This window comes from Seonamhaeicola sp. ABD4_175, from assembly GCF_056160885.1.
Genome location: NZ_JBSWYC010000002.1, coordinates 654,989 through 679,506, shown reverse-complemented (window position 1 = coordinate 679,506; position 24,518 = coordinate 654,989). Strand labels below are relative to the sequence as shown.

The following is a 24,518-nucleotide window of genomic DNA, read 5'->3' as shown; positions in this document are numbered from 1 at the left end:
TTTTTCCACAACCCTAATTGGGCTTGTTTTTGTATCTTTGTAGTGTCAACACTTCAAAAATTAATTAATCCCTCAATTTTTTTTGTTGATAATAGCAATTTACAGCCCTGTGGAGGTGAGAGACCCACAGGGCTCTTCTTTTTCTAATTGATTATTAGGTTTTTGTATTCCCAAAGGGTTGCAATAAATAAACCTAAATAAACCATGGCAACAATAAATTTTATAAAAGTAGAAGTTAAAAAGCCAATAAAGGAACCAAAAGCAGCTTTTAATGCTTTTTTACTATTGTTTTCATTTAAAATTTCACCAAAATACGCACCTAAAAAAGGTCCTATAATGATACCAAACGGTATTGGTGTAATTAGTCCAATAATAAGCCCTACAGATGTGCCAATAACGCCATATTTGCTACCGCCATATTTTTTTGTGCCAATTGCAGGTATAATATAATCTAGAACCCATATTAAAATGGCTATTAATAGTGTTACTATTAAAAAAGTTTTGTTAGTAGGTATTGTTTTGGTTAGGTGTAAAATTAAAAGACCTACCCAACTAGTTATTGGCCCAGGTAAAATGGGTAAAAAACTACCAATGATACCCAAAATCATAAATAATAATGCTGTAATAATTAATAAAATGTCCATAAAAATGTATATATAATATATAGACCCAATTAGTGTATAAATGTTACAAATTTGTATAAATGTTAAAATTAAAAACCAAAAAAATCGTACTTTACGCACATAGTTTTAATCTATGAAGCAGGCCTTTGGTTTTATAATATTAATTTTTTTTACTTCGTGCCAGTATTTTGAGGCTAAAAAAACAACTTCTGAAGCCATTTTAAACGAAGAACTTAAAACCTTTAATTGGGATGAGGTTGATGTGTATCCATCGTTTTCAATATGTGATTCTCTAGCAACTAAATCCAGTAAAAAAGTATGTTTTGAGCATACGATGTCTACACATATTTTAAATTATTTGCAAGATGAAATGATTGTAGTAACGCAGGATGTTAACGACACCATTCAGCTTAACTTTAAGGTTTCAGAAAACGGTGTTGTTACATTGCATCAAACAAATATTGATAGTTTAACGCTGCATGAAATACCTAATTTAAAAGAGTTGATAGAAGCTAGTTTGCAAACTTTGCCTAATGTGTATGCTGCTATAAAGCGCGATCAGTATGTAAAAACAACATTTACACTGCCAGTAATTATTGGGGTAGAATAGTTAATATGTGTTATTTTTTAAAACGTCTGTCTTTCCACTTATATGTTTTAAACACCGAAATAAAAACAACATATACACTAAAAAAAGGGTAACACAAAAACGCAAAAGTATAATATTTTAAGCTTTGTTTTTGGTTGAAAAAAGCCGCTGTTTTGTAAAGTAAAATAAAATCAATACTAAATTTTATACCCGTAAAAAATATAAAAAGATTAAAAGTAGTTAGTTTTAATATAGCAAGTAGTATGAGAACTAAAAATAAACTATTTGTTAATAAAACTGTTAGCCCTGTAAATTTACCAAACCAATGTTTATAAGCGCTAGCTTTTGATGCCCACCGTAACCGTTGATTAATTAAACTTTTAAATGAAGCTTGAGCTTTAGTAGTAACTATGGCATTTTTATTTTTTAAATAGTGTAATTTATCTGGTTGGTGTTTTACTACCTTTTCTAAAAAAAATACATCATCTCCACTGGCAATAGTTTCATTACCATTAAAACCATTAAGTTTGTTAAATAGCTTTTTTGTATACGCAAAATTAGCTCCGTTACACATAAACGGTCTGTTAATACCAAAACTACCCATGGTGGAACCTTGTAAACTTAAAAAGTCTAAAAGTTGAAACTGTTCAAAAAAACCACTGGTGTTACTATATGTTACGGGCGCTACAATACACGCTGTGCTATGATTTTTAATAAAGCTATTAAAGCTATTAAGCCAATTTACAGGTAATTCGCAATCGGCATCAGTGGTTATAATCCAAGGGTTTTTTATTTGTTTTATAGCCGTTGTAATGGCATCTTTCTTTGGTGAATTTGATACACGTTTATTGTTGATTATTTTAAAATTCACGTTGCTATTACTAAAGAAATTTTCTATAATTTCAACAGATGCATCTTTTGTATCATCATTAACAAACACAAATTCTAAACACGATCTAGGGTATTTTAAAAATGCTATAGTTTGAAGTAAATTGGGTAAGTTTTCGGCTTCATTTCTAAAAGGAATAATAATAGAAAATGAAATGTGTTTTGATGTTTCGGTAATTTCAAAAACATCAACTTTTCTAAACCCGTAAATAAAACTTCCTATTAAAAAAAGGTATAAAAATATGATGCAACAAGTTATTAGTAGCATGTTAATTTTTAGTGTTTGGTAATTTAAATATAAGAACAAAATAGCTGCCAATAATACTTGGTAGCACAAAATTTAAAAGCCACATAATTGTTGTAATGCTTAAAATTATAGAGGCATTAATGCTTAAGAAATCAAATAAATACAAGGCTACGCTGCCTTTTATTGCTATATCAAAAATAAATATTGAAGGTATAACCGATGCTAGAAAATACATAGATGTAATGTAAATCATGGCATGGAAATAATCAATGTCAACTTTAAAAATAATAAGCAATAGATAAAATTGAAATGAAAAAATAAAATAACGTAGTAATGATAAAACAAAGGTTGAAAAAAGTATATCATTTGGTAACAATTTAAAGAAAGCAATCAGTTTACTAAAAGTAAATGCATAAAATTTTTTCAAGATAAAAAGCGCTAAAGTCAACAAAAAAGAAACAATTAAAATAATATTAATTAGTTTAAAGTGGTTTAATTGTAAGTTGTTTTTAGTAAAAAAAAATAACAAACCAATAACACCAAATATTGATGTTATAAACATTAAAAAGGTGTTGCCTATAAGGTTTAATAACATTATTTTTTTACGTAAGCTTTTGGGGTAAAATAGTGCTTTTGCACCATATTCGCCAATGCGGTTTGGTGTAATTAAAGAGGCCGTTAAACTAACTAAACATTGTTTTAAGGCTTCTGTAATACTAATTTTTTTTAATGTTGAAACAAGCTGTTGCCATTTTAAAATTTCTAAAAACCAATTAAGGAAACTTAAAACAAGTAAAAAGAGTATGGTTTTTATAGAAAATAAAACTGTTGTGTTTAAAAAAGACTTAAAAACGGCAAGGTTAAAATCTGGATTACCTAATAGTTTTTCAATTATAAAATAAAATGCACCAATTACAATGCTTATCTTAATAAGTACAAAAAAGAAATGCTTAGTTTTGTATGAAAGCGCAGTATTCATTTGTGCAAATTAAACCATATTTTAGGTATGATAACAGCTTTTAAAAAATATACAGTAACCTTTTGTTTGTTGTTTTTGTTTTTTGGTATAAATACCATGCAATCTCAAGACAGTAAAAGTAGGCTAAAAGCACAATTTGCTTTGGGTGTTAATAGCCCGTCAAGTAATGGTTTTGTTCAAGGTTTTGAAGGGCAAACATATAACTTTCCATCTGTGAATTTAGGTTTGCAATATATGTTTACACCAAAATTAGGAGCTAAGTTAGATTATGGATTTAATCGTGTTAAAAATCAGGACAACGCACAAGAATTCAAGTTAAACTACTCAAGAGTTAATGCACAAGTTGTTTTAGATGTTAATGAAACACTAAACTTTTTGCCTCCAAGATTAGGCGTATTTTTACACGCAGGCCCGGGATATTCTATGGTGAAGCCTTTGGGTAATTATACCAATAATAAAACGTCATTTTTAAACATAATGGCTGGGGTAGAGGTACATTATGGTATTTCAGATAAATTGTCTGTGTACACTGATGTGTCATATATTAAAGGATTTGCAAAAGATTTTGAACCTATCCAAGAAGGCTTTGGCGCTTTTAATGGTAATATGTTAACACTAACTTTTGGTGCCGCTATTTCGCTTAGCGGATGTTATTTTTGTAATCAGTAAATGGAAGAACGTATTATTTTAGGCATAGACCCAGGAACAACCATTATGGGTTTCGGACTCATAAAAGTGGTTGGTAAACGCATGCAATTTTTACAATTAAATGAGTTAGATTTAAAAAAATACAATGACCATTACCTAAAACTAAAGCTCATTTTTGAACGTACCATTGAGCTTATAGATACGCACAACCCTGATGAAATTGCTATAGAAGCACCTTTTTTTGGCAAAAACGTACAAAGTATGTTAAAGTTAGGTAGGGCGCAAGGTGTTGCTATGGCTGCGGGTTTAAGTAGAGAAATTCCTATTACAGAATATTTACCCAAAAAAATTAAAATGGCTATAACAGGTAATGGAAATGCAAGTAAAGAGCAGGTAGCAAAAATGTTGCAAAGTTTATTAGGTATAAAAACACTGCCTAAAAATTTAGATGCTACAGATGGTTTGGCTGCGGCGGTGTGCCATTTTTATAATTCTGGTCGTATTCAAGTTGGTAAAAGTTATTCAGGTTGGGCAAGTTTTATAAAACAAAACCCTGATAAAGTAGGCGGTAAGAAATAATATCACCAATAAAGAAATTATAAACTTAGGCTGAATACCTCACCAAATGGCTGGCATCTACATTCACATACCGTTTTGCAAACAAGCATGTTATTATTGCGATTTTCATTTTTCAACATCCTTTAAGAAAAAAGATGCTTTAATTAATGCACTTGTTGAAGAAATTAAATTACGCAAACACACATTTCAAAATAAAATAATTGAAACTATTTATTTTGGTGGCGGCACACCTTCATTATTAAATATTAAAGAGTTACAGTTGTTAATAGAAGCTGTATATAATAATTTTGAAGTAATTGAAAACCCCGAAATTACTCTAGAAGCAAATCCTGATGATTTAAATTCAGAAAAGATTATTGCATTATCAAAAACCCCAATAAATAGGCTAAGTATTGGGGTGCAATCGTTTTTTGATGACGATTTAAAAATGATGAACAGGGCACACAATGCTTCCGAATCTAAAAAATGTTTAGCCATAGCAACACAATATTTCAATAATATTACCATAGATTTAATTTACGGCATTCCTAAGATGTCGCTTCAAAAATGGCATAAAAATTTAGAAATAGCCTTTAGTTTTTCAGTTAATCATATTTCAAGCTACGCACTTACCGTTGAGCCCAAAACGGCTTTACACAGCTTTATAAATTCAGGTAAATATCCACCATTAGATGAGGCTTTAGCGCTTCAACATTTTAACCATTTAGTTGAAACAACAGCGCAAAATGATTTTGTGCATTATGAAATTTCAAACTTTAGTAAACCTCAGTTTTTTTCAAAACACAATACAAGCTATTGGCAAGGAAAATGGTATTTGGGCATAGGGCCATCGGCACATTCGTTTTTTGGTGACCAACGTGCTTGGAATGTGTCTAATAATACAAAATACATTAATGCAATTGAAAAAAAAGAACTACCAATAACGGTTGAAAATTTATCAAACACAGATAGGTTTAATGAGTATATTATGACAGGTTTACGAACCATTTGGGGTGTGTCTTTTAATAGCGTTGAAACAGAATTTGGAAGTAAAACACTTCAGCATTTAAAAAAAGCAGCAGAAAAATTTATTAATGAAAATTTGCTTGTTATTGTGAATGAAGCGCAGCCAATTTCAGCATTAAAAAAAGATGTTTTTTTAGAAAACGAAAACAAAAATAACGTACTTAAAACAACAGAAAAAGGAAAATTTTTGGCAGATGGAATTGCTGCAGAACTATTTATCTTGAGTTAAAAAACTTATATTTGAAAAAAGCGTATTAATGCGTAAAATCCTGAAAATTTCATAAAATTATATGATTGCTACAATTCAATATAAATCAAAAAAACTCAAAATAGATTTAACACAACCCATTGATATTTCAATAGGTATTAATGCTAGTAAAAACAATGTGAATGCATGGTATGTAGCGCCGCCAAAAATAACACCTGTGGTAGATAATGATTGGGTTGCAAGTGTAAAAAATGGTGCCTGTATAAACTTTAATAACATAGCTTTTAACCCTCATGCACACGGTACGCACACCGAGTGTGTTGGCCATATAACTGAAGAGCTTCAGTCTATAAATAAACACTTAAAAACATATTTTTTTTTAGCTGAAGTAATAACCGTTGCGCCCGAAAACTTTAATAACGATGCTGTAATTTCAAAAAAACAACTGCAATTTGCCATTGGCAACAAAAAACGCGATGCTATAATTATTAGAACATTACCAAATACTAAAGAAAAATTAACACGACAATATTCACATACCAATCCGCCTTATTTGTTAGAAGAGGCAGCTGTATATTTAAGGCAAAAAGGAGTAAAACATTTGCTAATAGATTTGCCAAGTATTGATAAAGAAAAAGATGAATGCCAACTTTTAGCACACAATGCATTTTGGAATACTAAAGGCAACATTAGAAAAAACGCTACCATAACAGAGCTCATTTATGTGCCTAATAAAGTAAATGATGGCATGTATATTTTAAACCTTCAAATAGCGCCTTTTGAAAATGATGCAACACCAAGTAAGCCTATTTTATATAATATTTTAGAATAACATTATGGAAACATTTTTAGCCATTATAATTACAGCATTAGTAACTTTAGGAGGTGTAACTGTTTTTAAAAGCATAAAGAAAAAACAGTTGGTAAACGCCCAGTCTGTAATACTTTTAGATAAAATAAAAAAGGTATGTAAATTTATAACTGTTGAAGGTGATTTTGCCGAAATTTACCATTATGAAGATGTAAAACAGAAGTTTTTAAAGCTAATAAGTAGCAAAAAAAAGGCATTGGTTGTTATTAATGCCAAAGCACATGTTGGGTATGATTTGTCTAAAATTCAACTAACAAGTAATACTGCAAATAAAACCATTGTTTTAGAACATTTTCCTGAGCCCGAAGTACTATCAATAGAAACAAATTTGAATTATTACGATAAATCTGATGGGTTTTTTAATAAGTTTGAAGCAACAGACTTAACCGATTTACACCAAGAAGCAAAACATCACATACAGGCTAAAATACCAGAAAGCGGACTAATACAAATTGCACAAGCCGAGGTGAAAGAAACCATTCAATTAATTGAAACTATTGTAGAAACCATTGGTTGGCAGTTAGATTATTCAACTTTAAAACTTCCACACAGCGATATTAAGAAACTAGAAAAATGATTGAAATATCTAAAGATAAAAGTAAACTTCAAATTAATGTTATTCATGGTTTTTTAAAAAACACCTATTGGGCAAAAGGAAGAACTATTCAAGAGGTTGAAAAAAGCATACATCATTGTTTGTGTTTTGGTGTGTATTTAAACGAAAAACAAATAGGATTTGCCAGAATAGCTACAGATTATACGGTTTTTGCATATTTAATGGATGTGTTTATTTTAGAAGATTACAGAGGTAAAGGATACTCAAAACAATTAATAGCTAAAATTATTTCAGACGAAGAACTAAAATCTTGTACCGTTTGGATGCTTAAAACAGCCGATGCTCATGGGCTTTACAAACAATTTGGATATGTAGAATTACAATCGCCTGAAAAGCTAATGGAACGTTTACTGTAATTTTAACACATGGATATTGAACACATTAGAACATACTGTTTAAGTAAAAAAAGCACCACAGAAGATTTTCCTTTTGATGAGCATACATTGGTTTTTAAAGTGCATGGTAAAATGTTTGCCTTAGCATCATTACAATGGTGGGAGCGTGGTGAAGCAGCAATCAACTTAAAATGCAATCCTGATTATGCCGAAGAATTACGTGCTGAATATAGTAGTATTCGTCCCGGATATCATATGAGTAAAAAACATTGGAATACAATATATATTCATGAAGGCGAATTATCTTTTCAATTTATAAAACAACTTATAGACCATTCATACGAAATGGTTATTAAAGGCTTGCCTAAAAAACTTAGAGAAAGTTTGTAAATTATAGTATTATTGCAGAAAATTTCATACATGAGCGTAATACAGACTTTAAAAGAAAGAAGCAACAACACTTGTGAGCTTTGTGGTGCATCAAATAACTTATCTCAATACACCATTCCGCCGTCATTAAATGAAAATGTAGATAATGATATATTAGTTTGTTCAACTTGCAAAAGTCAAATTAATGGTGATGTTGAAATGGATGTAAACCATTGGCGTTGTTTAAATGATAGTATGTGGAGTGAGCATGTAGCAGTGCAAATAATGGCATGGAGAATGCTGCAAAGGTTACGTAATGAGGGTTGGCCAAAAGATTTGTTAGATATGATGTATTTAACAGATGAAGCTTTAGCACTTGCAAGAGCTACTGGTGAAGATAAAGACCCCAGTGAAAAAATTATTCACAGAGATGCCAATGGCGTTCAATTACAGGTTGGAGATGCTGTAGTTTTAATAAAAGACTTAAAAGTAAAAGGTTCTAGCATGGTGGCAAAACAAGGTACAGCCGTTAGAAATATTAGACTAGACCATGAGAATGCTAAATATATTGAAGGCAAAGTAGGAGCGCAATTAATAGTTATAATTACAGATTATGTTAAAAAGATTTAATTGTTTTTACCCTTCTTTTAAACCAATTAAACTTAAAATGTAATAACTATTAATTTTTTTAAGTAGATGTGTCTGCAATAATTTTCCATTCACCATCAATCTTTTTAAATACAAGCATAAAAATGCCATCGGCATTACCAACATCACGTTTAATATGGTACTCACCTAAAACATAGTAAGCGCCTTCAGTAATTTTAGTAATAGCATTAATTCTAAAATTTAGCTTGCCCGTATGCTCTTTTGTTGGGTAGGCTTTTAAATATCTTTCTAAAGTGTTTTCCCAACCTTGAGTAATACCATTAGCGCTGTAAAACGATAGCGAATCGCTTTTCCAGTAACCTTCCATGTATTCTTCAATATTATCTTTAGACCACGCAAGCCTTTGCGCTTTTAAAACAGCTTGTATGTCTTTTATATCTTTTTCTTCAGAATTTTGAGCATAACCAAAAAAGGAGGCAGCTAATAAAAGTGTTAAAGTAAGTGTAAGTTTCTTCATTATAAATATTTATGAGCGCGGTAAAAATAAATAAAACAAAATATATAATGGTTATTCATCGGAGTTTTTAGCATGCTTTTTTTGTTTATCTAATGTTCTTCTTTATTCATCGATTTAATAATGATTTTGAATACTTCAGGTATATATTTATATCAAAATTAAATGTCTCCCTCAAATTTAATATTAACTTATAAAAATGCTATTATGGATTTAAGAATTACTAACTGCAACAATTTTTTTAAAATTAGAGGTGTTTTAAACAAAGAAAGTATCATTCTTTTTGATCAAGAGTTTAAAAATATTTTTGAAAAAATGGACAACCTAAAAGTTAGCATTGAAGGTGTTGAAAGTATGGACAGACACGGTGTAAATGCTATTACAAAACTACACAGAGAAGCTTTAATGAAAAACAAAAGTTTGTCTATTATAGGTTACGGTTGTAAAGATTTATACAATCATTTTAAAGCAACAGCGGCGGCTTAATTAAGCATTTGGTCTACACCTTTTGGTTATTGAACGTAGCAAAATAGCATTTTGTTGTTTTGTTATAATAACTTAATTTTTTTTACATTATTTTTATATTCTAGCCTTTTTTGTGGCTAGCCCCTAAATTTATTGTAAAATTTAAACTGTAAGTTATGAGTTTAATAATTAATACTGTTGAAAATAACTACCAATTAATTGGTGAGTTAACACAAACTAATGCTAAAGAATTAGAAAAAATTTTAACCAAAAGCTTTAAAAAGTTTAATAAGGTTATTATTAACATTGAAGAAGTAAGTGCTATTGATAGGCATGGTGTTAATGTTATTGCTTCTTTGCACCAAACTGCTTTAAAAACTAATAAAAGTTTAGCTATAGTTGGTTATGGTTGCAAAGATTTGTATAACCATATAAATACCAATACCGCTGCTTAATTTACAGTACTTTTTTCTGATTTTTTAAAAATGCATTGGCTTGTAATTGCATAAGTTCTTTTGTGGTTTGGTGTTTGTGTTTGTAAAGTGCATCATCATTTTCAATATCAGCGTAAACACGATCATTAATACTGTTATCAGTTTGTAACATAAGCACTCTTTGTTTTTTGTTTTGCGTTACATTTGTTTTAATCATGTCTTCTTTGTCTTCAAGCTTTAAGTCATAAGCGCCTTTAGGTGCTAATAATTTTGCTAAAATGGGCGATGTTTCTATGGCCAAAAATAACAGGAAAATAAACAAAGAAGGGAGCCAAGGTAACTTATTCAAGGCGTTTACACGTGCCATTAAACCATCAAAATTATTAATTATGGGTTGTGTACTATCTACTTGTGTTTGGTAGTTTTCTTGTAATTGCTCAATTTTTAATTCAGCTGTTTTTATTTTTTCTTTATGTTCTTTTTTTAGAAGTTGTAATTCTGCTAAAAGCGCATCATGTTTATCGCGTTTTTCTTTGTAAACAGGGCCTTTTCCAACGCGTTTTGTGCCTGCGGTTCCTTCAGCTTCGGCTATATATGTGTTGTAAAGTTTGTTAACTTCGGTTTCTTTACTATCTATTTCTTGTTGTAGTTTGGTAATATTATTTTTTAAAGCATCAATATTTGGGTTGTATTGTTCTGCTATTTGAGTTTTATTATTAAGTGTCAGTCGATTTTTTTCTTCTAATAGCACTTGGTTTATTTCTTTTTCAAAAATTTTCAACTCTAAAGGTTTCGATATAACTATGGCTATTATAACAGCTAATATTATTCTAGGTGAAGCTTGTATAATTTCATCTATAATATTACCAGTTTTTTTAATGGTAGAAACTATATATCTGTCTAAATTAAAAATTAACATTCCCCAAATACAACCGAAAAATATAGCAGTGTACAGATTATCAAAAACAGTGTAAAGTGCATAACTTGCAGCTATTGTAGCCATTAGTGCTGTGAAAAATACCGTTGCGCCTATACCCGTATATTTATTTTGTTCACCTTTTGAACATTGCTCTAAAATATCAGTATCTGCCCCAGAGCAGAGGATGAAAAATTGCTTTAACATAATATGATTGTTTTTTGATTGACTGCCTAAGCAGATTGATGATTGACTATTAGAACGTTAAAACTGATGAAATGTTACAAAAAAAACCCCGAAATTTCGGGGCTCTCTTTTTTTCAAGAATTCTATTAGGGAGAATTCAAGAAGCGCTATTAATCAGGTAATTAATGCTATTTAATTACAATTTTTTTGCTGATACTACTTAATTGGGTTTCAATTTTAAAAATGTAAATACCGCTGTTTAGGTTTAGTGGAATGCTTTCAGTTTTAATAACACCTTGCTTTATTAAATTGCCGGTGGTATTGTAAATGCTGTATTTTTGGTTTACTAATGTTTTAGAAACTTTTACAAAATCTGAAGCGGGATTTGGATAAATAGATACTATTTCAGCAATATTGTTTGTAGTAGAAAGTGTTGAAGGATCAAAACTATAAAGTTCGTTACCTGTTGTGCCATTATCACCTTCAAAATATAATTTATCATTTAAAACAGTAAGATCATCTATATCTTTAATGTTGCTATCAATTCTTTCAGAAGTTGAGCCATCTGTTCTAAATAAATATTGAGAGGTGTCGTCTGCTACTTCGCCTGCATAATATAAATAGTCGCCTAAAACGGCATAGTCTGATGGATCATGATCATTTGATGTGCCTCCTGTGATATTGCTAATATTAGTTATAGCATCGGTACTTGGGTTGTATGCCCAAAGTTGGTCTCCGTTTAAATTATCATCACCTTCAAAATATAAAACATTATTCCATGCAAAAAGGTTTGTTATGCCAGATAAAGTACTTGCTTGCGTCACGGCTACTGTGCCTGCTTCAGTGCCATCGGTTTTCCAAAGGGCATTATCTGCCTCAAAGTATACTTCATTATTTAAAACTGTAAAGAAACTGATACTAGAATCTCCTGTGCCAGTGTCAATGTCCTTAATTAAAGTAAATAATCCGGTACTTGGGTCGTATTCATAAAGTTCACGTCCAATAGTTGGCTCGTCTTCAGAATAATCCATGTAACACAATAGTTTGTTGTTAAAAGCAGTAAATGTAGCTCCAATAACTGTTTCTGTACCTGTGCCGTTATTGGTTACTGGTGAAATGTTAGAGCCGTCAAATTGATAGAGTTTATTACTATCTGTAGTTAAAACAAAGTATATTAATCCGCCAGTTTCAACTGGGTTAAATACAAAAGGGTTGCCAGTAGCATTGGTGCCATTTTCAGAGCCATCTGTTGAAAATAATACGTTGCCACCACCTGTATTTGCAGAAAAATATAGTGTATTGTTGTATTCAAAAAAACCTGAAGGAGAAGAACTACTAGAGCCGGTTCTTAAATCTTTTACAAAGGTTGTACCTGCCTCGGTTCCATCAGTTACCCAAAGTTCTTTTCCAAGGTCTGAACCGCCTGGGGTGTTAGAGCCGTTAGAATCATCAGCAGCAAAATAAATTTTTCCGTTGTAGGTAAATAAGTTTGCTGGACTAGAGCTAGATGTACCGTTATCATTAATTTCTTTTACTTGTGTTATTTGTGCGTTTAAACTAACAACAGTTAGTAATGTTATAAAAAGAAGTAGTAATTTTTTCATAAATTTTGAGTTTTAAGGAGTTATTAATTATTACATAGGAAGTTTAGGAATTATGGTTCTGCCTTTATTAGATTTTAAGCTCTCTAAAAAGGCAATTAGGGCCGTAATTTCTGTTTTTTCTAAGTGTAGTTTTTTTAAAATAGGCGATGTAGTTGGTATTAAAGAGTCTCTACCAACGCCTAAATATTTTTTTTGTATTGGAGCTGGGTTACCAAGATTGTAGTATTCAATAACATCTAAAAGGCTTGGGAAGTTGCCGTGGTGCATCCAAGGGCCCGTTCTTGATACTTCTCTTAAGGTTGGTGTTTTAAATTTTCCAATATCTTCCATGTTGTTTGTAACATGGTATCTGCCAAAATCTTCATCTTTTGTTCCAAAAAGGGTTTGCCCGTCATTATGGAAATTGTTGTCGCTAAAATAAGGTGTGTTATGGCAGTTTATACAACGTGCTTTGGTTCTAAATAGGTGTAAACCTAGTACTTCTTGGTTTGTAAGTTTTGTAGAGTCTCCTTCAACAAATTTATCAAAGTTACTTTTGTAGCTGTTAACAGTTCTTTCAAAAGTAGCTATAGCATATTGTATACGTTTTAAAGATACAGAATCGTTACCAAAAGCAGCTTTAAAAAGCGGTTTGTAGCCTTCAATATTAGCAATTTTATCAACAGCAATATTTAACTTTTCATTCATTTCTAAAGGGTCTGCAACAGGAAATCTTGCTTGGTCTTCAAGACTGTTTGCACGCCCATCCCAAAATAAGGTATGAGCAAAACCACTATTTAAAATAGTCATAGAGTTTCTTTTGCCTGTTTGTCTATCATGACCAAAAGAGCGGGTAGAATTGTCTGTCCATGCTAATTCAGGGTTATGGCAAGAAGCACAAGCAATTTGTCCGCTTACAGATAGCCTTGGGTCAAAAAAAAGGGTTTTACCAAGTTTGGCTTTTTCAGCAGAATACGGGTTGTATTCTGGGTGTTTTACTTTTGGTAATGCACCAATATCTTTAAAGGTAGTTTTATCTATTAGGCTATCTAAATTTGGTGTTGGCCATTTGTTGGGGTTTCCGCTAGAATAAACGTTTTTTAAATAAGCAATATCAGTGTATTGTTCTTTAGTTTCTTGTTTGCATGATACACACAATACAATTAACGAAAAGATAGTTGTTAAGGATTTTTTCATTTTTCTATAAATCGTAATCAGTTATACAATTGGTGTTGGTTAATGGTTCAGGGTCTGTATACGAGTTGTTGTTGTATATTCTATATTCAGAGCTTACGGTGCCTCCAAAAAGAGCCTCGTTGGTGGCGTTTAGTGTAAAAGCTATTTCAAATAAGCCATCTTCAATTTCTTCATAAGTACCTTCGCCAGAAATTGCAATGCTGTAGCTTGTGCCACTACTACTAGAAATGGTTATAAATTGCGGTGTAATAATTACATTGCCTTTTGTGTTATTATTGCCGTTTTCAGGAAAGAACTCAATAGCATCTTGTACATTAAAACCAGGAGAATTTGTCGATGAAATTGATTCGCCATTAAACCATCTCTTAAAATTGAAAGAGTTTGTAGTGGCCGTTGGGTTAATAGTTGCATTAAAACCTATTTTAAAAGCGTGATGGTAAATATCATCATCAGTATTTGGTGTGCCATTATCACTAAAAAGCACCGCATTTTCATCACTCTCATCTACAAGCACCGGATAGGTGAAAGCAAAAAAGCGTTGCCATTCACAAATGCCATCATTATTAAAGCCGTTCCAGTGTTCGCCGTAAGTTCTGTGAAATTGATCAGATAAATTATAAAAATTTGAAGCAGTGTTAACGTTTACATCTCTATCAGTTTTTATTGGTTTTACAATTTGAAGTGTGTTGTTACCAACAGTACTATAAAGCTCAGTATCTTGTAATGTTATAATGGTTTGGTAGTATACATTATCATTATTTATGCTTTCGTTTAAAGTAATGGTATATTTAACAAAGGTTCTGTCTTCAGCTAGCTCCTTTAAAGTAAGCGAGTAATCAAAGCCATTTAAAAACTCAAACATGTTTATGTTTTCAATTTCTGAAGGAATAAAACCGTTTGGGAAATTCACTGTAAAATCAATTTCTTCACCAGCATTACCGGCTATTTCAATTCGGTTTTTTGGAAAGGTGTATGTTGTGCTTGGTGTTTCTAAATTAACAGTAAACACATCATTTTTGTAAATATTGTTAAGATTTCCAATGGTTATTGATGGATTTGAAACACTTTCTAGTTTTAAGGTAATGTTTTGGGCGTTATCCCAACGTTCATTAAAGTTTATATAAATAGTATCTGTAAGTTGTGTATTTTGAAAAGATACTTGGTTACTAGGCATTACGCTGAACAAATTACTATTTGCACTAGTTGAAATGCTGTAATTAACTGTTACCGTTTCATTTAATGTTTTAGATGAAAGTGTAACAGGAATTTTTAAGGTTTTAAGCACATTATTTGTGAACGATTCTTTAGGTAAAAGCCCACTGTTAATAAGCGGATATACTAAGGGTTCATTATTAGAATTTGCTAAAAAGTTAAACCTTACAAACGATTTGTTTTCTGAAATATTAGTATCATCGTCATTTGAGCAACCCAATACTAAAGCTAATAATATTAGAGCTAAAAATGGTATTTTTTTAGTATGATTCATTTTGTTGTAAGTTTGAGTTAAGGTTGATGTTGTCTTGCGGAATTGGTAAAATATATTTTCCTGACGGATAGTTTAAATTACATGTGTTTGATATACAGCCATTGTTTCTAACAACATCTTTATGTAGTCTTGCCAAGTCAAAAAACAAATGTCCTTCAAAACAAAATTCTTTTCGGCGTTCTTGTAAAAGGTGGTCTTCTAAATTATTTGTGGTTGTAAGTAATTCTATATTAGCACGCTGCTTAATAACATTAATATCGTTTTTTGCGTCATCTAAATTGTTAAGTTTTAATGATGCTTCGGCACGTACTAAATACATTTCACTTAACCTTAAAACGGGGTAGCCAGGGTTGTCTTGAAATTTTTTAGTGAAATAATAGGGTGCATCTTCTAAATCATTAACAACAAATGTAGGCAACTGCTGCTCTAAGAATAGGTTTTTACGAATATCGGTATCTTCAAAAAGGGAAAGTAAATCGGCCGATGCCACATATTTTTCATAATCTGATGCAGATAAAAAACCAAAGTGTTGCGCTAATGAGCCTCCTATGGTATCTTCTTCATCTCTAGGAATAGAAAACTCTAAAAGAATTTCACTAATGGCATTGTTAGGGTCTTCCCATTCTGTAATGTAGTTTTCGGTTGTTGTAAGGTTTATGCCAGAATTATTAATAACATTATTTGCTGCAATAAAAGCATTATCCCAATTGTTAGTAGTTAAATAAATTCTTGCTAAAAGAGCTTCAGTATTTATTTTATTAAAAAACGAATAGTTAACACCAGTTAAGGCCGAATTATTGGTGTATAGAGTTAGCGCGTTTAAAATATCATCAATGATAAAATTATAGGTGCTTTTGGCGGTTTCGCGTTTAGGGTATGTAATACCGTTGCTTAAAGTTGCGGTGTTGTAAACAATACCAGGGTGACTTGCATCTACAGTGAATGTATAGTTTTGAGCATATAACAGTGCCAGTATGTAGTGCATGTAACCTCTTGTAGTTAAGCACTCTGCGGTAATTTGGTTTTTTTCTTCGGTAGTGGTATCAGGTAAAGTGTCAATATATTCTAATATTAAATTTACCTGATTTATAATGTCGTAACTTTCATTGTAAAACGAATCAAAATTACTTTCAATAGCTAAATCTTGAAATGCGTATACATTTTCAATATTTGCAGGAGTAGTTATTTTACCAGAATTACTGCCGTTAATTGTTGGTGAAAACGTTAGGTTGCCTCCTTGCAAATCTGCATACACAGCAAAGCGTTCGCCTCTAACATGAGCTTCTAAACTAACATAAGCGCCATTCAAAGCTTCTAAAACACCTTGTTTTGTGCTTAACTGTTGTGCTATTGAGGTTTGAGATCCTGGTTCTTGTTCTAAAAAATCACTACATCCCAACATTAAAACCGTTAATAAAAGTGCTTTAAAATGAGTGTTTTTTATGGTTTTTATTATGTTTTTCATGCTTTTAAAATTTTCCGTTAATACCAAGTGAAATGGTTCTGGCTTGTGGATACGTAAACCTAAATTCTCTAATACCGTTTCTGTTACTTGGGCTCTTATCTTTATACCAATACGCAACATTTGATACATCAATAAATGCACTTAAGGTTTTTAAAAAAGGAACACTATTATGCGGAAAACGGTAGCGTAAATTAATGTTGTTAATTTTTAAATAAGTAGCATCATATAAATGCTTGCTTAAATTTGAAAGAGGCGGATTGTTGCTTGTTACTGCAGGTTGTAATGCAATATCACCTTGTTGGCGCCAATAATCATAAGCATTTACAGATAAGTTTCTGTTTGAGGTTATGTTGTATTTTGAAATAAGCTCATCTTGTACTAAAAAATCGCCGCCAATTTGAAACGAAGCCCTTACTGAAAAGTCTATATTATTGTTAATTGAAATAGTATTGCTAAAACCACCAAACGCATCGGGTTGGCTATCGCCAATAGGTATCCAATCATCGGCATCAAAAAGTGAGTTATAGGTTACAGCATCATAAATTTGGCCATCTTTTTCAAGTAAATCTCTTCCGGTAGCCGGATCTATACCAACCCAGTTAATACCCCAAATGGTAGATGTACTATGACCAATTTTTTGAGCCAATGCACGCTCTGAAGTAGAAAAGGCATCACCTAAACCCACAAGATCAGTTACTTCGCTATTTAAGGTTGAAATATTAAAAGAAGTTGACCATTTAAATTTTTCAGAATCTATCCATTTTATACGTGTTGAAACCTCTAAACCTTTGTTGTACATGCTTGCTGCGTTAAGTTGTACAGAGGTATAGCCAGTTTCAGAAGGTATGTTTCGGCTAGTAATTAAATCTGTAATATCATCGTAGTAATATTCAATAGATAGGTTTATGCTTTTAAATACATTAAAATCTATGCCAGCATTAAATTTGGTGTTTTTTTCCCAACTTAAGTTGCCGTTTGGTGCAGTTGAAGGTGTTGCATATGGCGTGCCATTATAACCAAAATCAAAAGTGTTGTAAAGTCCCTTAGAGCGGTATGACCCAATTCTAGAGTTTCCGGTTGTACCGTAACTTAGCTTAAATTTTAAGAAGTCTATCCAGTTGCTGTTACTTAAAAAGTTTTCGTTACTTGCTATCCAGCTTAAACCGGCACCACCGTTGTAGGCAATATTAGTGTCGTCACCAAAAACTGAACTCTCATCTCTTCTAAAATTTCCTAAAAAGAAGTAGCGTTTTTTATAGTTGTAATTTATTTGAGAAAAGTATGAAACTCTTGAGTTGTAGCTAATATCTTCACTGAAATTTTGATTATCAAAAGTTTCATCAGAAGATGTTAAAGGGTTGTCATCTCTAACGGCATTAGATATATCATTTAAAATAATAGGGTTGGTAAAACCACGGCCACTAGTGTAATTAAAATCTACTTTATCTTCAGCTAATTCAATACCTATAATACCATCAATAGTATGATGATTGTTTATTTGTTTGTTGAAAGATGCTTGCCCTTGCCAGTTCCATTTTGTAGTGTTTCTTTCGTTTAACAAACGCATGCCCCAGTTAGGGTATGTTGTTCCGTTAAGGGTGAATGTTCCGCTAAATCTTCCGCTTTCATTGGCGCCAGAAAAGTAACGGTCTTGATCTTTGTTTGAGTATGACAAACCAAATAACGAAGATATTTTTATAGCATTTGATATTTGATAAGAAGCCCTTAAGCTACCAAGCATACTATAGGTTTTTGATACGTTTTTGTTTTGCTCAATGGCTGCAAGCGGATTACCCAAACCTGCTACACCAACATTTGCATACGTGCCATCTTCATTATAAGGAGATAACGTAGGGGCAAAAGCGTGACTGTAATAAATATTAGGAGCATCTTTATTAATGTAGCTAGGGTTTAGTGCTAAGCTTACATCAAACTTATTTTTGCGATATCCTAAATTTATGCTTCCGTTGAGTTGTTTTGTGCTGTTGCCTAGTTGAGGTTCTTCTATATCTTTGAAGCTTATACTTGTTCTATAAGAAAATGTTTTTGTGGCCCCAGACACATTAAAGTTGTAGTTTTTAAAAACGCCTGTATTATTTAACAGGTTAAACCAATTTGTGTTGACACCATTGTGAGGTGTGGGTGTGTAGCCTGTAGTTGTGTTTTTTAAATATTCGTTTCTTAGTTCATTATATTGTTCACCGCTTAAATATTCTATTTGATTAATGGCTGAAGAAATACCTAGTTGCGTTGAAAATTCAAATTTAGGGCTTCCTAATTTACCTTTTTTGGTGGTTATTATAATAACACCGTTGGCACCATCTGCACCATAAATACTTACTGCGGCAGCATCTTTTAAAATAGAAATGCTTTCAATGTTTTCTGGTGATATTTGAGCAAGCGGATTTGATAGGTCTTCTGCAAAACTACCGCTGCCATCAAAAAGTAAGCGGTCTATTCCGGATTCTTCAGTTAATATAATGCCATCAATTATAATTAACGGCTGTGTTGAGGTGCCTAAAACTGCGTTTCCCAAAGGACTTAAACTTCCTTGGCCACGAATGTTAATTTTAACTGGCGTGCCTACACCAGATGTGTTTTCAACCAAAACACCAGCTACTTGCCCTTCAATCATTTTATCAATACTTTCAACTGCTTGTTCCTTTGGTATATCATTGGCATTTATTGTAGATATACTGCCAACAACTTCTTCTCTTAATTTCTCAGTGCCATATGATGTTGTAATTACTACTTCATCTAATTTATTTGAGTTTTCTTTTAAATAAACTGTGAAGTTTGATTGGTTTCCTACTAAAATATCTTGGGTTTTCATACCTAAATATGATACTTCAAAAACTGTATTATTAATATTTATCCCTTTTAGTAAGTATGTAAATTGGCCATCTAAATTGGTAATGGCGCCTTTGGCTGTACCTTTAATTTTTATAGTGGCGCCAGGTAAAGGAAAGTTGTCTGTGGCACTTAATACAGTACCTTTTACCAGAAGTTCTTGTATTTGCTGAGAGGTTTTGGTGCTAGTTTGTGTGTTTTTTGGGGTAAGTAAAACTTGGTTGTTGTTTATTATAAACCTAATGTTTGTGTTTTTAAAGAGCGTAGTTAATGTTTCGGTTAGTGTTTTATTTTCTGTTGAAACACTTGTTTTTTTACTAACATCAATTTTTTTTGTGTTATAAATAAAGCGGTAGCTGGTTTCTTCTTCAATATGCTTTATAATGTTGCTTAAGGGTGTTTTGTTGAAATTAAGGCTAAGTTTTTTATTTTGCGAAAACACGTTTAAGCAACATAAAACGAGCGTAACAGTTATTATTTTTTTAATTAAGTGGTTAGTTTTAGTTATTATCATATACATTAATGAATTAATGAGGTTGTGTTATATTTATAGTGTTGTTGTTTAGGTTGTAATTAAAAGGTGTATCAATTTTTAAAAGGTTTAAAATATTGGTTATATCATCTTTTACGTATACAGAGCCTGTAAATTTTTGTTGCGCTAGTGTTTTACTATTGTTATTTATGGTAACGTTATAAGCACGTTCAAGTTTTTTTAGCATTTCAGGAAATGGCATGTTATTAAAAATAAGTTCTCCATGAATCCATGAAATGTGGTCGTCTATTTTAATAGTATTAAGGTTAAAATTTTTTGTTGTTTTGCTCCATTTAGCTTGTTGGTTAGGCGTTAAATGCATGGTGTTTTCAGGATTGCTGCTTTGTGAAACTAATACGGCTCCTTCCATGAGTTCGCAGTGAGCAAAATCATCATTATTATATGTGCTTAGGTTAAATTTTGTACCTAAAACTTCAATGTTTATATTGTTTGTTTCTACTATAAACGGGTGTGCTTTATCTTTAGTAACTTCAAAAAAAGCTTCACCTGTTAGTGTTACTTTTCGGTTGTTTAATCCGGCAAATTGCACAGGGTATTTAAGCGTGCTACCAGCGTTTAGGTGAACAATAGTACTGTCAGACAGAACTACTCTAAATGTTTTCCCGTAAGGAACTTTAAGTGTATTGTATGTTGCATTATTTGTTATGGGCTCTGTATTAGTATAAACAATTTGGTTTGCTTGTTGTTTGCCCAAAACATGTCCTTCTGTATCAGTTATTACTTTGTTTGTAGTGGTGTTTGTAAGTTTTTGGGTGTTCCCATTGCCAAGTTCTAGTACTACTTCATTTTCAATAGGGGTGTTGTTGTAGTTTTTTAAATAAAAACTTACTGAAATTAATAACACAACAGCAGCTGCATATTTAAGTATTGTTTGTGTTGTAAATACAGGTTTTCTTTTAATTTGTGATTGTATTTGTTTTAAAGCAATGGTTTTGTTAGTTGGGTTTTGGGTAGGTGCCATTGCCCATGCTTTTTTAAGAGCAATAAATTCTTGCTTATTATCTTCGGAAGTTTCAATCCAATTAAAAACTTTTTGGATTTCAGTTTCTGATGCTTTGTTGTTTAAGTATTTGTAAATTAAATCTTTATTCATGTTAAATAAGCTTAGTAGTGTTGGTTTTATTAGAAAATGAATGCATCATTCTAAATGGCTTGTTATAATAAGTACCCTTAAGGTTAAAGTAACCCTATAAAAAATTTTGATTTTTTTGTAAAACGTGTGTTAAATGAAGTTTAAAATAAAGAAGATAGGTATGAAGCTAGCTTTACCCTAAGCACTTTAAGCGCTGTTGTCATGTGAGATTCAACAGTTTTTATACTAATACCAAGTTCTTCAGCAATTTCACTGTTTTTTTTATTATCAAAACGCTTTTTAATAAAAATGGTTTTGGTTTTTTTAGGTAATTCGTTTAAAGATTTGTCTATAAGTATTTGTAATTCATTGAGTGATAAAGTATCAAACTCCATAGATTTTAAAACCTCTAAATTAATGGTTTGTTCCTTTTTGTTTAAGGTGTTGTTTTTGTATTTTTCTTTCACCTTATTATGCCTAATGGCATTTAAGCATTTAGATTTAGCATAGGTATACAAATAGGTTTCAATGCCTTTAGGTTTTTTTATGTTTTTACGGTGTTCCCAAAGGTTTAAAAAGGCTTCTTGTGTAATATTTTTGGCATCACTTTCATTATATATAAACTGTATACAAAAACCTAAAATATGGCTGTAGTGTTTATTGAAAAAAAACTCAAACGCTTTTTCGTTTCCTGATTTAAATTGTTTGAACAGGCGTTGTTGTATGTCTTCTTCATATTCTCTTTTCATTATTTACACAGTTAGTATGCAAAAGTAATGAAATTTGTTATTTAGAATTGTTAAAAATAATAGTGTTTTTTTGATGACTTGATAATTATTTTCTGCTTCTTATACTTTCAATAATAACAGTGGCAAGAATTAGGCCGCCACCAATATAGGTATTTGGTGAAGGTATTTCATTTAAAAAGAAAAAGGCTAAAATTATACCAAATATAGGTTGGGTACTTAAAATAATACTGGCAGTACTTGCAGAAAAATGCTTCAGGCTTTTTAGAAAAAGTGAATGCCCAATGGCAGTGGCAAAAAGTGCTAATAGAATTATATACGGGTATTGTGATTTAATGCCTGAAGTATCAAAAAAGTATAGTACTGGTGATAAAACAAGAGTTACAACCACCAATTGAAACGTCATTAGCATAGTGCCATTATATTTTTGGGCTCTTTTTTTTAGAAGAATATTTCTTAAAGTGAATAATACAGCTGAAATAAGCCCCCAAATAATACCCATAAAATCGGAGTTTTGAAGGTTGAATTCTGGAGCTAAAATATAAATACCTATTAACACTAAAATGGCCAGTGGTATGTGTGCTTTGTCAAATTTAGTATCGGTAAAAATAGGTTCTAAAATAGAAGTAATGGCAGGAAACGTATAAAGTGATAACATGCCTATTGATACGTTTGATACTTTTATTGAATGGAAATAGGTAATCCAGTGTGCGGCCAAAAATAAAGCACTTAATACCATAACAGCTTTGTCTGTAAATGAACTGAATTTAAATGATATTTTTTTATATCTGCAAAATATATAGAGTACCAACAGTGCAACAAAGGCACGCCACCAAATTATAACTACAGCAGGCATTTGAATGTATTTGCCTAAAACGGCTGCGGTACTTATTAAAAATGTAGCAAAACTAAGTTCTAAAACGTTTTTTAAATGTGTGCTTTTCATTGTGTTAGCGATTGTAGTGGCATCCTTTTTTTTGCTTTAATAAGTGGCAAAAAAAGATATAACGGAAAGCGCGCCCAATAAGGTGTTACCATGTAAAAACACCTTATTGGGAACACCCAAATATTTATTTAGACAATTCAGTAAAATGTTTGTAAAAATATGGTATGGTTTCAATACCTTTTAAGTAATTCCAAACACCAAAATGCTCGTTTGGCGAATGGATAGCATCACTGTCTAGCCCAAAGCCCATAAGTATTGTTTTGCTTTTTAGCTCTTCTTCAAAAAGCGCTACAATTGGAATGCTTCCGCCACTGCGTTGTGGAATTGGAGTTTTTCCAAAGGTTTCTGCATAGGCTTTACTTGCTGCTTGGTAGCCAATACTGTTTAGTGGTGTTACGTAGCCGTTGCCACCGTGGTGTGGTTTTACTTCTACTTTTACGCCTTTTGGTGCAATGTTTTCAAAGTGGGTTTTAAAAAGTTTTGTAATATTTGCCCAATCTTGGTTTGGTACTAAACGCATAGAAATTTTTGCATAGGCTTTGCTTGGTATTACGGTTTTTGCGCCTTCGCCAATGTAACCGCCCCAAATACCATTAACATCTAGAGTTGGACGTACAGAATTGCGTTCGTTTGTGGTATAGCCTTTTTCACCGTAAACAGCATCAATATCTAAGGCATTTTGGTAGTTTTCCAAAGAAAATGGTGCTTTGGCCATTTCTGCACGCTCTTCTTTTGATAATTCTTCAACGTTATCATAAAAACCAGGAATGGTTATATGGTTGTTTTCATCGTGCAAAGAGGCAATCATTTTTGTTAAAATATTGATTGGGTTTGCAACAGCACCACCGTAAAGGCCCGAGTGTAAATCGCGGTTTGGGCCTGTTACTTCAACTTCAACATAACTTAAACCTCTAATACCAGTGGTTATTGATGGCGTGTTGTTGGCTATCATACCGGTATCTGAAATTAAAATAACATCGTTTGCCAGTTTTTCTTTGTTGTTTTTTACAAAGGTGCCAAGGCTTTTGCTGCCAACTTCTTCTTCACCTTCAATCATAAACTTAACATTGCAAGGTAGTTGGTTTGTTTTGGTCATGTACTCTAAGGCTTTTACATGCATAAACATTTGGCCTTTGTCATCGCAGGCGCCTCGAGCAAAAATAGCGCCTTCGGGGTGTTTTGCTGTTGTTTTTATAACGGGCTTAAAAGGTGGTGAATCCCAAAGTTCAATAGGGTCTGGTGGTTGTACATCGTAATGGCCGTACACTAACACGGTTGGTAGGTTTTTGTCTATTGTTTTTTCGCCATAAACAATGGGGTAGCCTTCGGTTTGGCAAACTTCAACGGTGTCACAACCAGCGTGTTCTAAACTTTTTTTTATAACTTCGGCAGTTTTTAAAACATCATTTTTATAGGCAGAATCTGCGCTTATTGATGGTATTTTAATAAGTTGAAAAAGTTCATCTAAAAAACGTTGTTTATTGTCTTTTATATATGTTTTTATAGTGTCCATAAAATGATTTTAGTAATCAAATGTAT

At 31.9% G+C, this 24,518-nt stretch carries 25 protein-coding genes; 11 read left to right on the top strand and 14 right to left on the bottom strand.

The window, feature by feature from the left end; translation table 11 throughout:
- Nucleotides 1–143: 143 nt before the first annotated feature.
- Nucleotides 144–644: a DUF456 domain-containing protein gene (locus ACXAG4_RS09320; RefSeq protein ID WP_475295806.1), complete on the bottom strand. Its 501-nt coding sequence runs from the start codon at nt 642–644 to the stop codon at nt 144–146.
- 112 nt (nt 645–756) lie between these two features.
- Between ACXAG4_RS09320 and ACXAG4_RS09315 the strand changes: the two genes are divergently transcribed.
- On the top strand, nt 757–1,233 hold the full coding sequence (locus ACXAG4_RS09315; RefSeq protein ID WP_475295805.1) for a hypothetical protein: 477 nt from the start codon (nt 757–759) through the stop codon (nt 1,231–1,233).
- A gap of 10 nt (nt 1,234–1,243) precedes the next feature.
- Here the strand turns inward: ACXAG4_RS09315 and ACXAG4_RS09310 are convergent, their stop codons facing one another.
- Both ACXAG4_RS09310 and ACXAG4_RS09305 read right to left on the bottom strand, forming a co-directional pair.
- Entirely contained in the window at nt 1,244–2,368 is a 1,125-nt protein-coding gene (locus tag ACXAG4_RS09310; protein WP_475295804.1) for a glycosyltransferase family 2 protein, read from the bottom strand.
- A 1-nt stretch (nt 2,369) separates the two neighbouring features.
- Nucleotides 2,370–3,326 (bottom strand): hypothetical protein, encoded by a 957-nt coding sequence (locus tag ACXAG4_RS09305; protein ID WP_475295803.1) that lies wholly within the window; start codon nt 3,324–3,326, stop codon nt 2,370–2,372.
- Between the two features lie 27 nt (nt 3,327–3,353).
- On the opposite strand from ACXAG4_RS09305, the gene ACXAG4_RS09300 reads away from it, so the two are divergent.
- The 8 genes from ACXAG4_RS09300 (at nt 3,354) to ACXAG4_RS09265 (ending at nt 8,587) form a co-directional block, all read left to right on the top strand.
- Nucleotides 3,354–3,995, top strand: a complete 642-nt coding sequence (locus ACXAG4_RS09300) for an outer membrane beta-barrel protein (RefSeq protein ID WP_475295802.1) — start codon at nt 3,354–3,356, stop codon at nt 3,993–3,995.
- The gene (gene ruvC / locus ACXAG4_RS09295) at nt 3,996–4,553 is read left to right on the top strand and encodes a crossover junction endodeoxyribonuclease RuvC (RefSeq protein WP_475295801.1); all 558 of its coding nucleotides are present in this window, start codon (nt 3,996–3,998) and stop codon (nt 4,551–4,553) included.
- 46 nt (nt 4,554–4,599) lie between these two features.
- Entirely contained in the window at nt 4,600–5,787 is a 1,188-nt protein-coding gene (hemW, locus tag ACXAG4_RS09290) for a radical SAM family heme chaperone HemW (protein ID WP_475295800.1), read from the top strand.
- Nucleotides 5,788–5,848: 61 nt separating this feature from the next.
- A complete protein-coding gene (locus ACXAG4_RS09285) occupies nt 5,849–6,598 on the top strand; it encodes a cyclase family protein (protein ID WP_475295799.1) in 750 nt (249 codons plus the stop codon).
- A gap of 4 nt (nt 6,599–6,602) precedes the next feature.
- Entirely contained in the window at nt 6,603–7,214 is a 612-nt protein-coding gene (locus tag ACXAG4_RS09280) for a DUF4230 domain-containing protein (RefSeq protein ID WP_475295798.1), read from the top strand.
- On the top strand, nt 7,211–7,609 hold the full coding sequence (locus ACXAG4_RS09275) for a GNAT family N-acetyltransferase (protein WP_475295797.1): 399 nt from the start codon (nt 7,211–7,213) through the stop codon (nt 7,607–7,609). The genes ACXAG4_RS09280 and ACXAG4_RS09275 overlap by 4 nt, the downstream gene beginning before the upstream one ends.
- 9 nt (nt 7,610–7,618) lie before the next feature.
- Nucleotides 7,619–7,978 carry an MmcQ/YjbR family DNA-binding protein gene (locus ACXAG4_RS09270; RefSeq protein ID WP_475295796.1) on the top strand — a complete coding sequence of 120 codons (360 nt, stop codon included), beginning with the start codon at nt 7,619–7,621 and terminating at the stop codon, nt 7,976–7,978.
- Between the two features lie 30 nt (nt 7,979–8,008).
- Nucleotides 8,009–8,587: a PhnA domain-containing protein gene (locus tag ACXAG4_RS09265; RefSeq protein WP_475295795.1), complete on the top strand. Its 579-nt coding sequence runs from the start codon at nt 8,009–8,011 to the stop codon at nt 8,585–8,587.
- A 58-nt stretch (nt 8,588–8,645) separates the two neighbouring features.
- Here the strand turns inward: ACXAG4_RS09265 and ACXAG4_RS09260 are convergent, their stop codons facing one another.
- On the bottom strand, nt 8,646–9,083 hold the full coding sequence (locus tag ACXAG4_RS09260) for a YybH family protein (protein ID WP_475295794.1): 438 nt from the start codon (nt 9,081–9,083) through the stop codon (nt 8,646–8,648).
- A 162-nt stretch (nt 9,084–9,245) separates the two neighbouring features.
- Here ACXAG4_RS09260 and ACXAG4_RS09255 point away from each other — a divergent pair, with 162 nt between their 5' ends.
- Nucleotides 9,246–9,566: a hypothetical protein gene (locus ACXAG4_RS09255; RefSeq protein ID WP_475295793.1), complete on the top strand. Its 321-nt coding sequence runs from the start codon at nt 9,246–9,248 to the stop codon at nt 9,564–9,566.
- A gap of 155 nt (nt 9,567–9,721) precedes the next feature.
- On the top strand, nt 9,722–10,000 hold the full coding sequence (locus tag ACXAG4_RS09250; protein ID WP_475295792.1) for an STAS domain-containing protein: 279 nt from the start codon (nt 9,722–9,724) through the stop codon (nt 9,998–10,000).
- Between the two features lies 1 nt (nt 10,001).
- On the opposite strand, the gene ACXAG4_RS09245 is transcribed toward ACXAG4_RS09250, so the two are convergent.
- The 10 genes from ACXAG4_RS09245 to ACXAG4_RS09200 form a co-directional block, all read right to left on the bottom strand.
- Complete coding sequence (locus ACXAG4_RS09245; protein ID WP_475295791.1) at nt 10,002–11,102, bottom strand: DUF4407 domain-containing protein; 1,101 nt, start codon at nt 11,100–11,102, stop codon at nt 10,002–10,004.
- A 167-nt stretch (nt 11,103–11,269) separates the two neighbouring features.
- On the bottom strand, nt 11,270–12,685 hold the full coding sequence (locus ACXAG4_RS09240) for a T9SS type A sorting domain-containing protein (protein WP_475295790.1): 1,416 nt from the start codon (nt 12,683–12,685) through the stop codon (nt 11,270–11,272).
- A gap of 30 nt (nt 12,686–12,715) precedes the next feature.
- Nucleotides 12,716–13,861: a cytochrome-c peroxidase gene (locus ACXAG4_RS09235; protein ID WP_475295789.1), complete on the bottom strand. Its 1,146-nt coding sequence runs from the start codon at nt 13,859–13,861 to the stop codon at nt 12,716–12,718.
- A 4-nt stretch (nt 13,862–13,865) separates the two neighbouring features.
- Complete coding sequence (locus tag ACXAG4_RS09230; protein ID WP_475295788.1) at nt 13,866–15,347, bottom strand: hypothetical protein; 1,482 nt, start codon at nt 15,345–15,347, stop codon at nt 13,866–13,868.
- Nucleotides 15,334–16,812, bottom strand: a complete 1,479-nt coding sequence (locus ACXAG4_RS09225; protein WP_475295787.1) for a RagB/SusD family nutrient uptake outer membrane protein — start codon at nt 16,810–16,812, stop codon at nt 15,334–15,336. The genes ACXAG4_RS09230 and ACXAG4_RS09225 overlap by 14 nt, the downstream gene beginning before the upstream one ends.
- Before the next feature lie 4 nt (nt 16,813–16,816).
- Entirely contained in the window at nt 16,817–20,104 is a 3,288-nt protein-coding gene (locus tag ACXAG4_RS09220; RefSeq protein ID WP_475295786.1) for a SusC/RagA family TonB-linked outer membrane protein, read from the bottom strand.
- An 85-nt stretch (nt 20,105–20,189) separates the two neighbouring features.
- Nucleotides 20,190–21,308 (bottom strand): FecR family protein, encoded by a 1,119-nt coding sequence (locus ACXAG4_RS09215; protein WP_475295785.1) that lies wholly within the window; start codon nt 21,306–21,308, stop codon nt 20,190–20,192.
- 140 nt (nt 21,309–21,448) lie between these two features.
- A complete protein-coding gene (locus ACXAG4_RS09210) occupies nt 21,449–22,036 on the bottom strand; it encodes an RNA polymerase sigma-70 factor (RefSeq protein ID WP_475295784.1) in 588 nt (195 codons plus the stop codon).
- Nucleotides 22,037–22,121: 85 nt separating this feature from the next.
- Nucleotides 22,122–22,979 carry a DMT family transporter gene (locus ACXAG4_RS09205; protein WP_475295783.1) on the bottom strand — a complete coding sequence of 286 codons (858 nt, stop codon included), beginning with the start codon at nt 22,977–22,979 and terminating at the stop codon, nt 22,122–22,124.
- A gap of 124 nt (nt 22,980–23,103) precedes the next feature.
- The gene (locus ACXAG4_RS09200) at nt 23,104–24,492 is read right to left on the bottom strand and encodes a dipeptidase (RefSeq protein ID WP_475295782.1); all 1,389 of its coding nucleotides are present in this window, start codon (nt 24,490–24,492) and stop codon (nt 23,104–23,106) included.
- Between the last annotated feature and the right edge of the window lie 26 nt (nt 24,493–24,518).

What these genes read in the sequence shown, in the direction of transcription:
- ACXAG4_RS09215 (WP_475295785.1), bottom strand. Translation starts at nt 21,308, where the DNA reads ATGAATAAAGATTTAATTTACAAATACTTAAACAACAAAGCATCAGAA.
- ACXAG4_RS09250 (WP_475295792.1), top strand. Translation starts at nt 9,722, where the DNA reads ATGAGTTTAATAATTAATACTGTTGAAAATAACTACCAATTAATTGGT.
- ACXAG4_RS09240 (WP_475295790.1), bottom strand. Translation starts at nt 12,685, where the DNA reads ATGAAAAAATTACTACTTCTTTTTATAACATTACTAACTGTTGTTAGT.
- ACXAG4_RS09245 (WP_475295791.1), bottom strand. Translation starts at nt 11,102, where the DNA reads ATGTTAAAGCAATTTTTCATCCTCTGCTCTGGGGCAGATACTGATATT.
- ACXAG4_RS09280 (WP_475295798.1), top strand. Translation starts at nt 6,603, where the DNA reads ATGGAAACATTTTTAGCCATTATAATTACAGCATTAGTAACTTTAGGA.
- ACXAG4_RS09275 (WP_475295797.1), top strand. Translation starts at nt 7,211, where the DNA reads ATGATTGAAATATCTAAAGATAAAAGTAAACTTCAAATTAATGTTATT.
- ACXAG4_RS09265 (WP_475295795.1), top strand. Translation starts at nt 8,009, where the DNA reads ATGAGCGTAATACAGACTTTAAAAGAAAGAAGCAACAACACTTGTGAG.
- ACXAG4_RS09255 (WP_475295793.1), top strand. Translation starts at nt 9,246, where the DNA reads ATGTCTCCCTCAAATTTAATATTAACTTATAAAAATGCTATTATGGAT.
- ACXAG4_RS09315 (WP_475295805.1), top strand. Translation starts at nt 757, where the DNA reads ATGAAGCAGGCCTTTGGTTTTATAATATTAATTTTTTTTACTTCGTGC.
- ACXAG4_RS09310 (WP_475295804.1), bottom strand. Translation starts at nt 2,368, where the DNA reads ATGCTACTAATAACTTGTTGCATCATATTTTTATACCTTTTTTTAATA.
- ACXAG4_RS09260 (WP_475295794.1), bottom strand. Translation starts at nt 9,083, where the DNA reads ATGAAGAAACTTACACTTACTTTAACACTTTTATTAGCTGCCTCCTTT.
- ACXAG4_RS09200 (WP_475295782.1), bottom strand. Translation starts at nt 24,492, where the DNA reads ATGGACACTATAAAAACATATATAAAAGACAATAAACAACGTTTTTTA.
- ACXAG4_RS09270 (WP_475295796.1), top strand. Translation starts at nt 7,619, where the DNA reads ATGGATATTGAACACATTAGAACATACTGTTTAAGTAAAAAAAGCACC.
- ACXAG4_RS09230 (WP_475295788.1), bottom strand. Translation starts at nt 15,347, where the DNA reads ATGAATCATACTAAAAAAATACCATTTTTAGCTCTAATATTATTAGCT.
- ACXAG4_RS09210 (WP_475295784.1), bottom strand. Translation starts at nt 22,036, where the DNA reads ATGAAAAGAGAATATGAAGAAGACATACAACAACGCCTGTTCAAACAA.
- ACXAG4_RS09305 (WP_475295803.1), bottom strand. Translation starts at nt 3,326, where the DNA reads ATGAATACTGCGCTTTCATACAAAACTAAGCATTTCTTTTTTGTACTT.
- ACXAG4_RS09205 (WP_475295783.1), bottom strand. Translation starts at nt 22,979, where the DNA reads ATGAAAAGCACACATTTAAAAAACGTTTTAGAACTTAGTTTTGCTACA.
- ACXAG4_RS09225 (WP_475295787.1), bottom strand. Translation starts at nt 16,812, where the DNA reads ATGAAAAACATAATAAAAACCATAAAAAACACTCATTTTAAAGCACTT.
- ACXAG4_RS09285 (WP_475295799.1), top strand. Translation starts at nt 5,849, where the DNA reads ATGATTGCTACAATTCAATATAAATCAAAAAAACTCAAAATAGATTTA.
- ACXAG4_RS09320 (WP_475295806.1), bottom strand. Translation starts at nt 644, where the DNA reads ATGGACATTTTATTAATTATTACAGCATTATTATTTATGATTTTGGGT.
- ACXAG4_RS09300 (WP_475295802.1), top strand. Translation starts at nt 3,354, where the DNA reads ATGATAACAGCTTTTAAAAAATATACAGTAACCTTTTGTTTGTTGTTT.
- ruvC (WP_475295801.1), top strand. Translation starts at nt 3,996, where the DNA reads ATGGAAGAACGTATTATTTTAGGCATAGACCCAGGAACAACCATTATG.
- hemW (WP_475295800.1), top strand. Translation starts at nt 4,600, where the DNA reads ATGGCTGGCATCTACATTCACATACCGTTTTGCAAACAAGCATGTTAT.
- ACXAG4_RS09235 (WP_475295789.1), bottom strand. Translation starts at nt 13,861, where the DNA reads ATGAAAAAATCCTTAACAACTATCTTTTCGTTAATTGTATTGTGTGTA.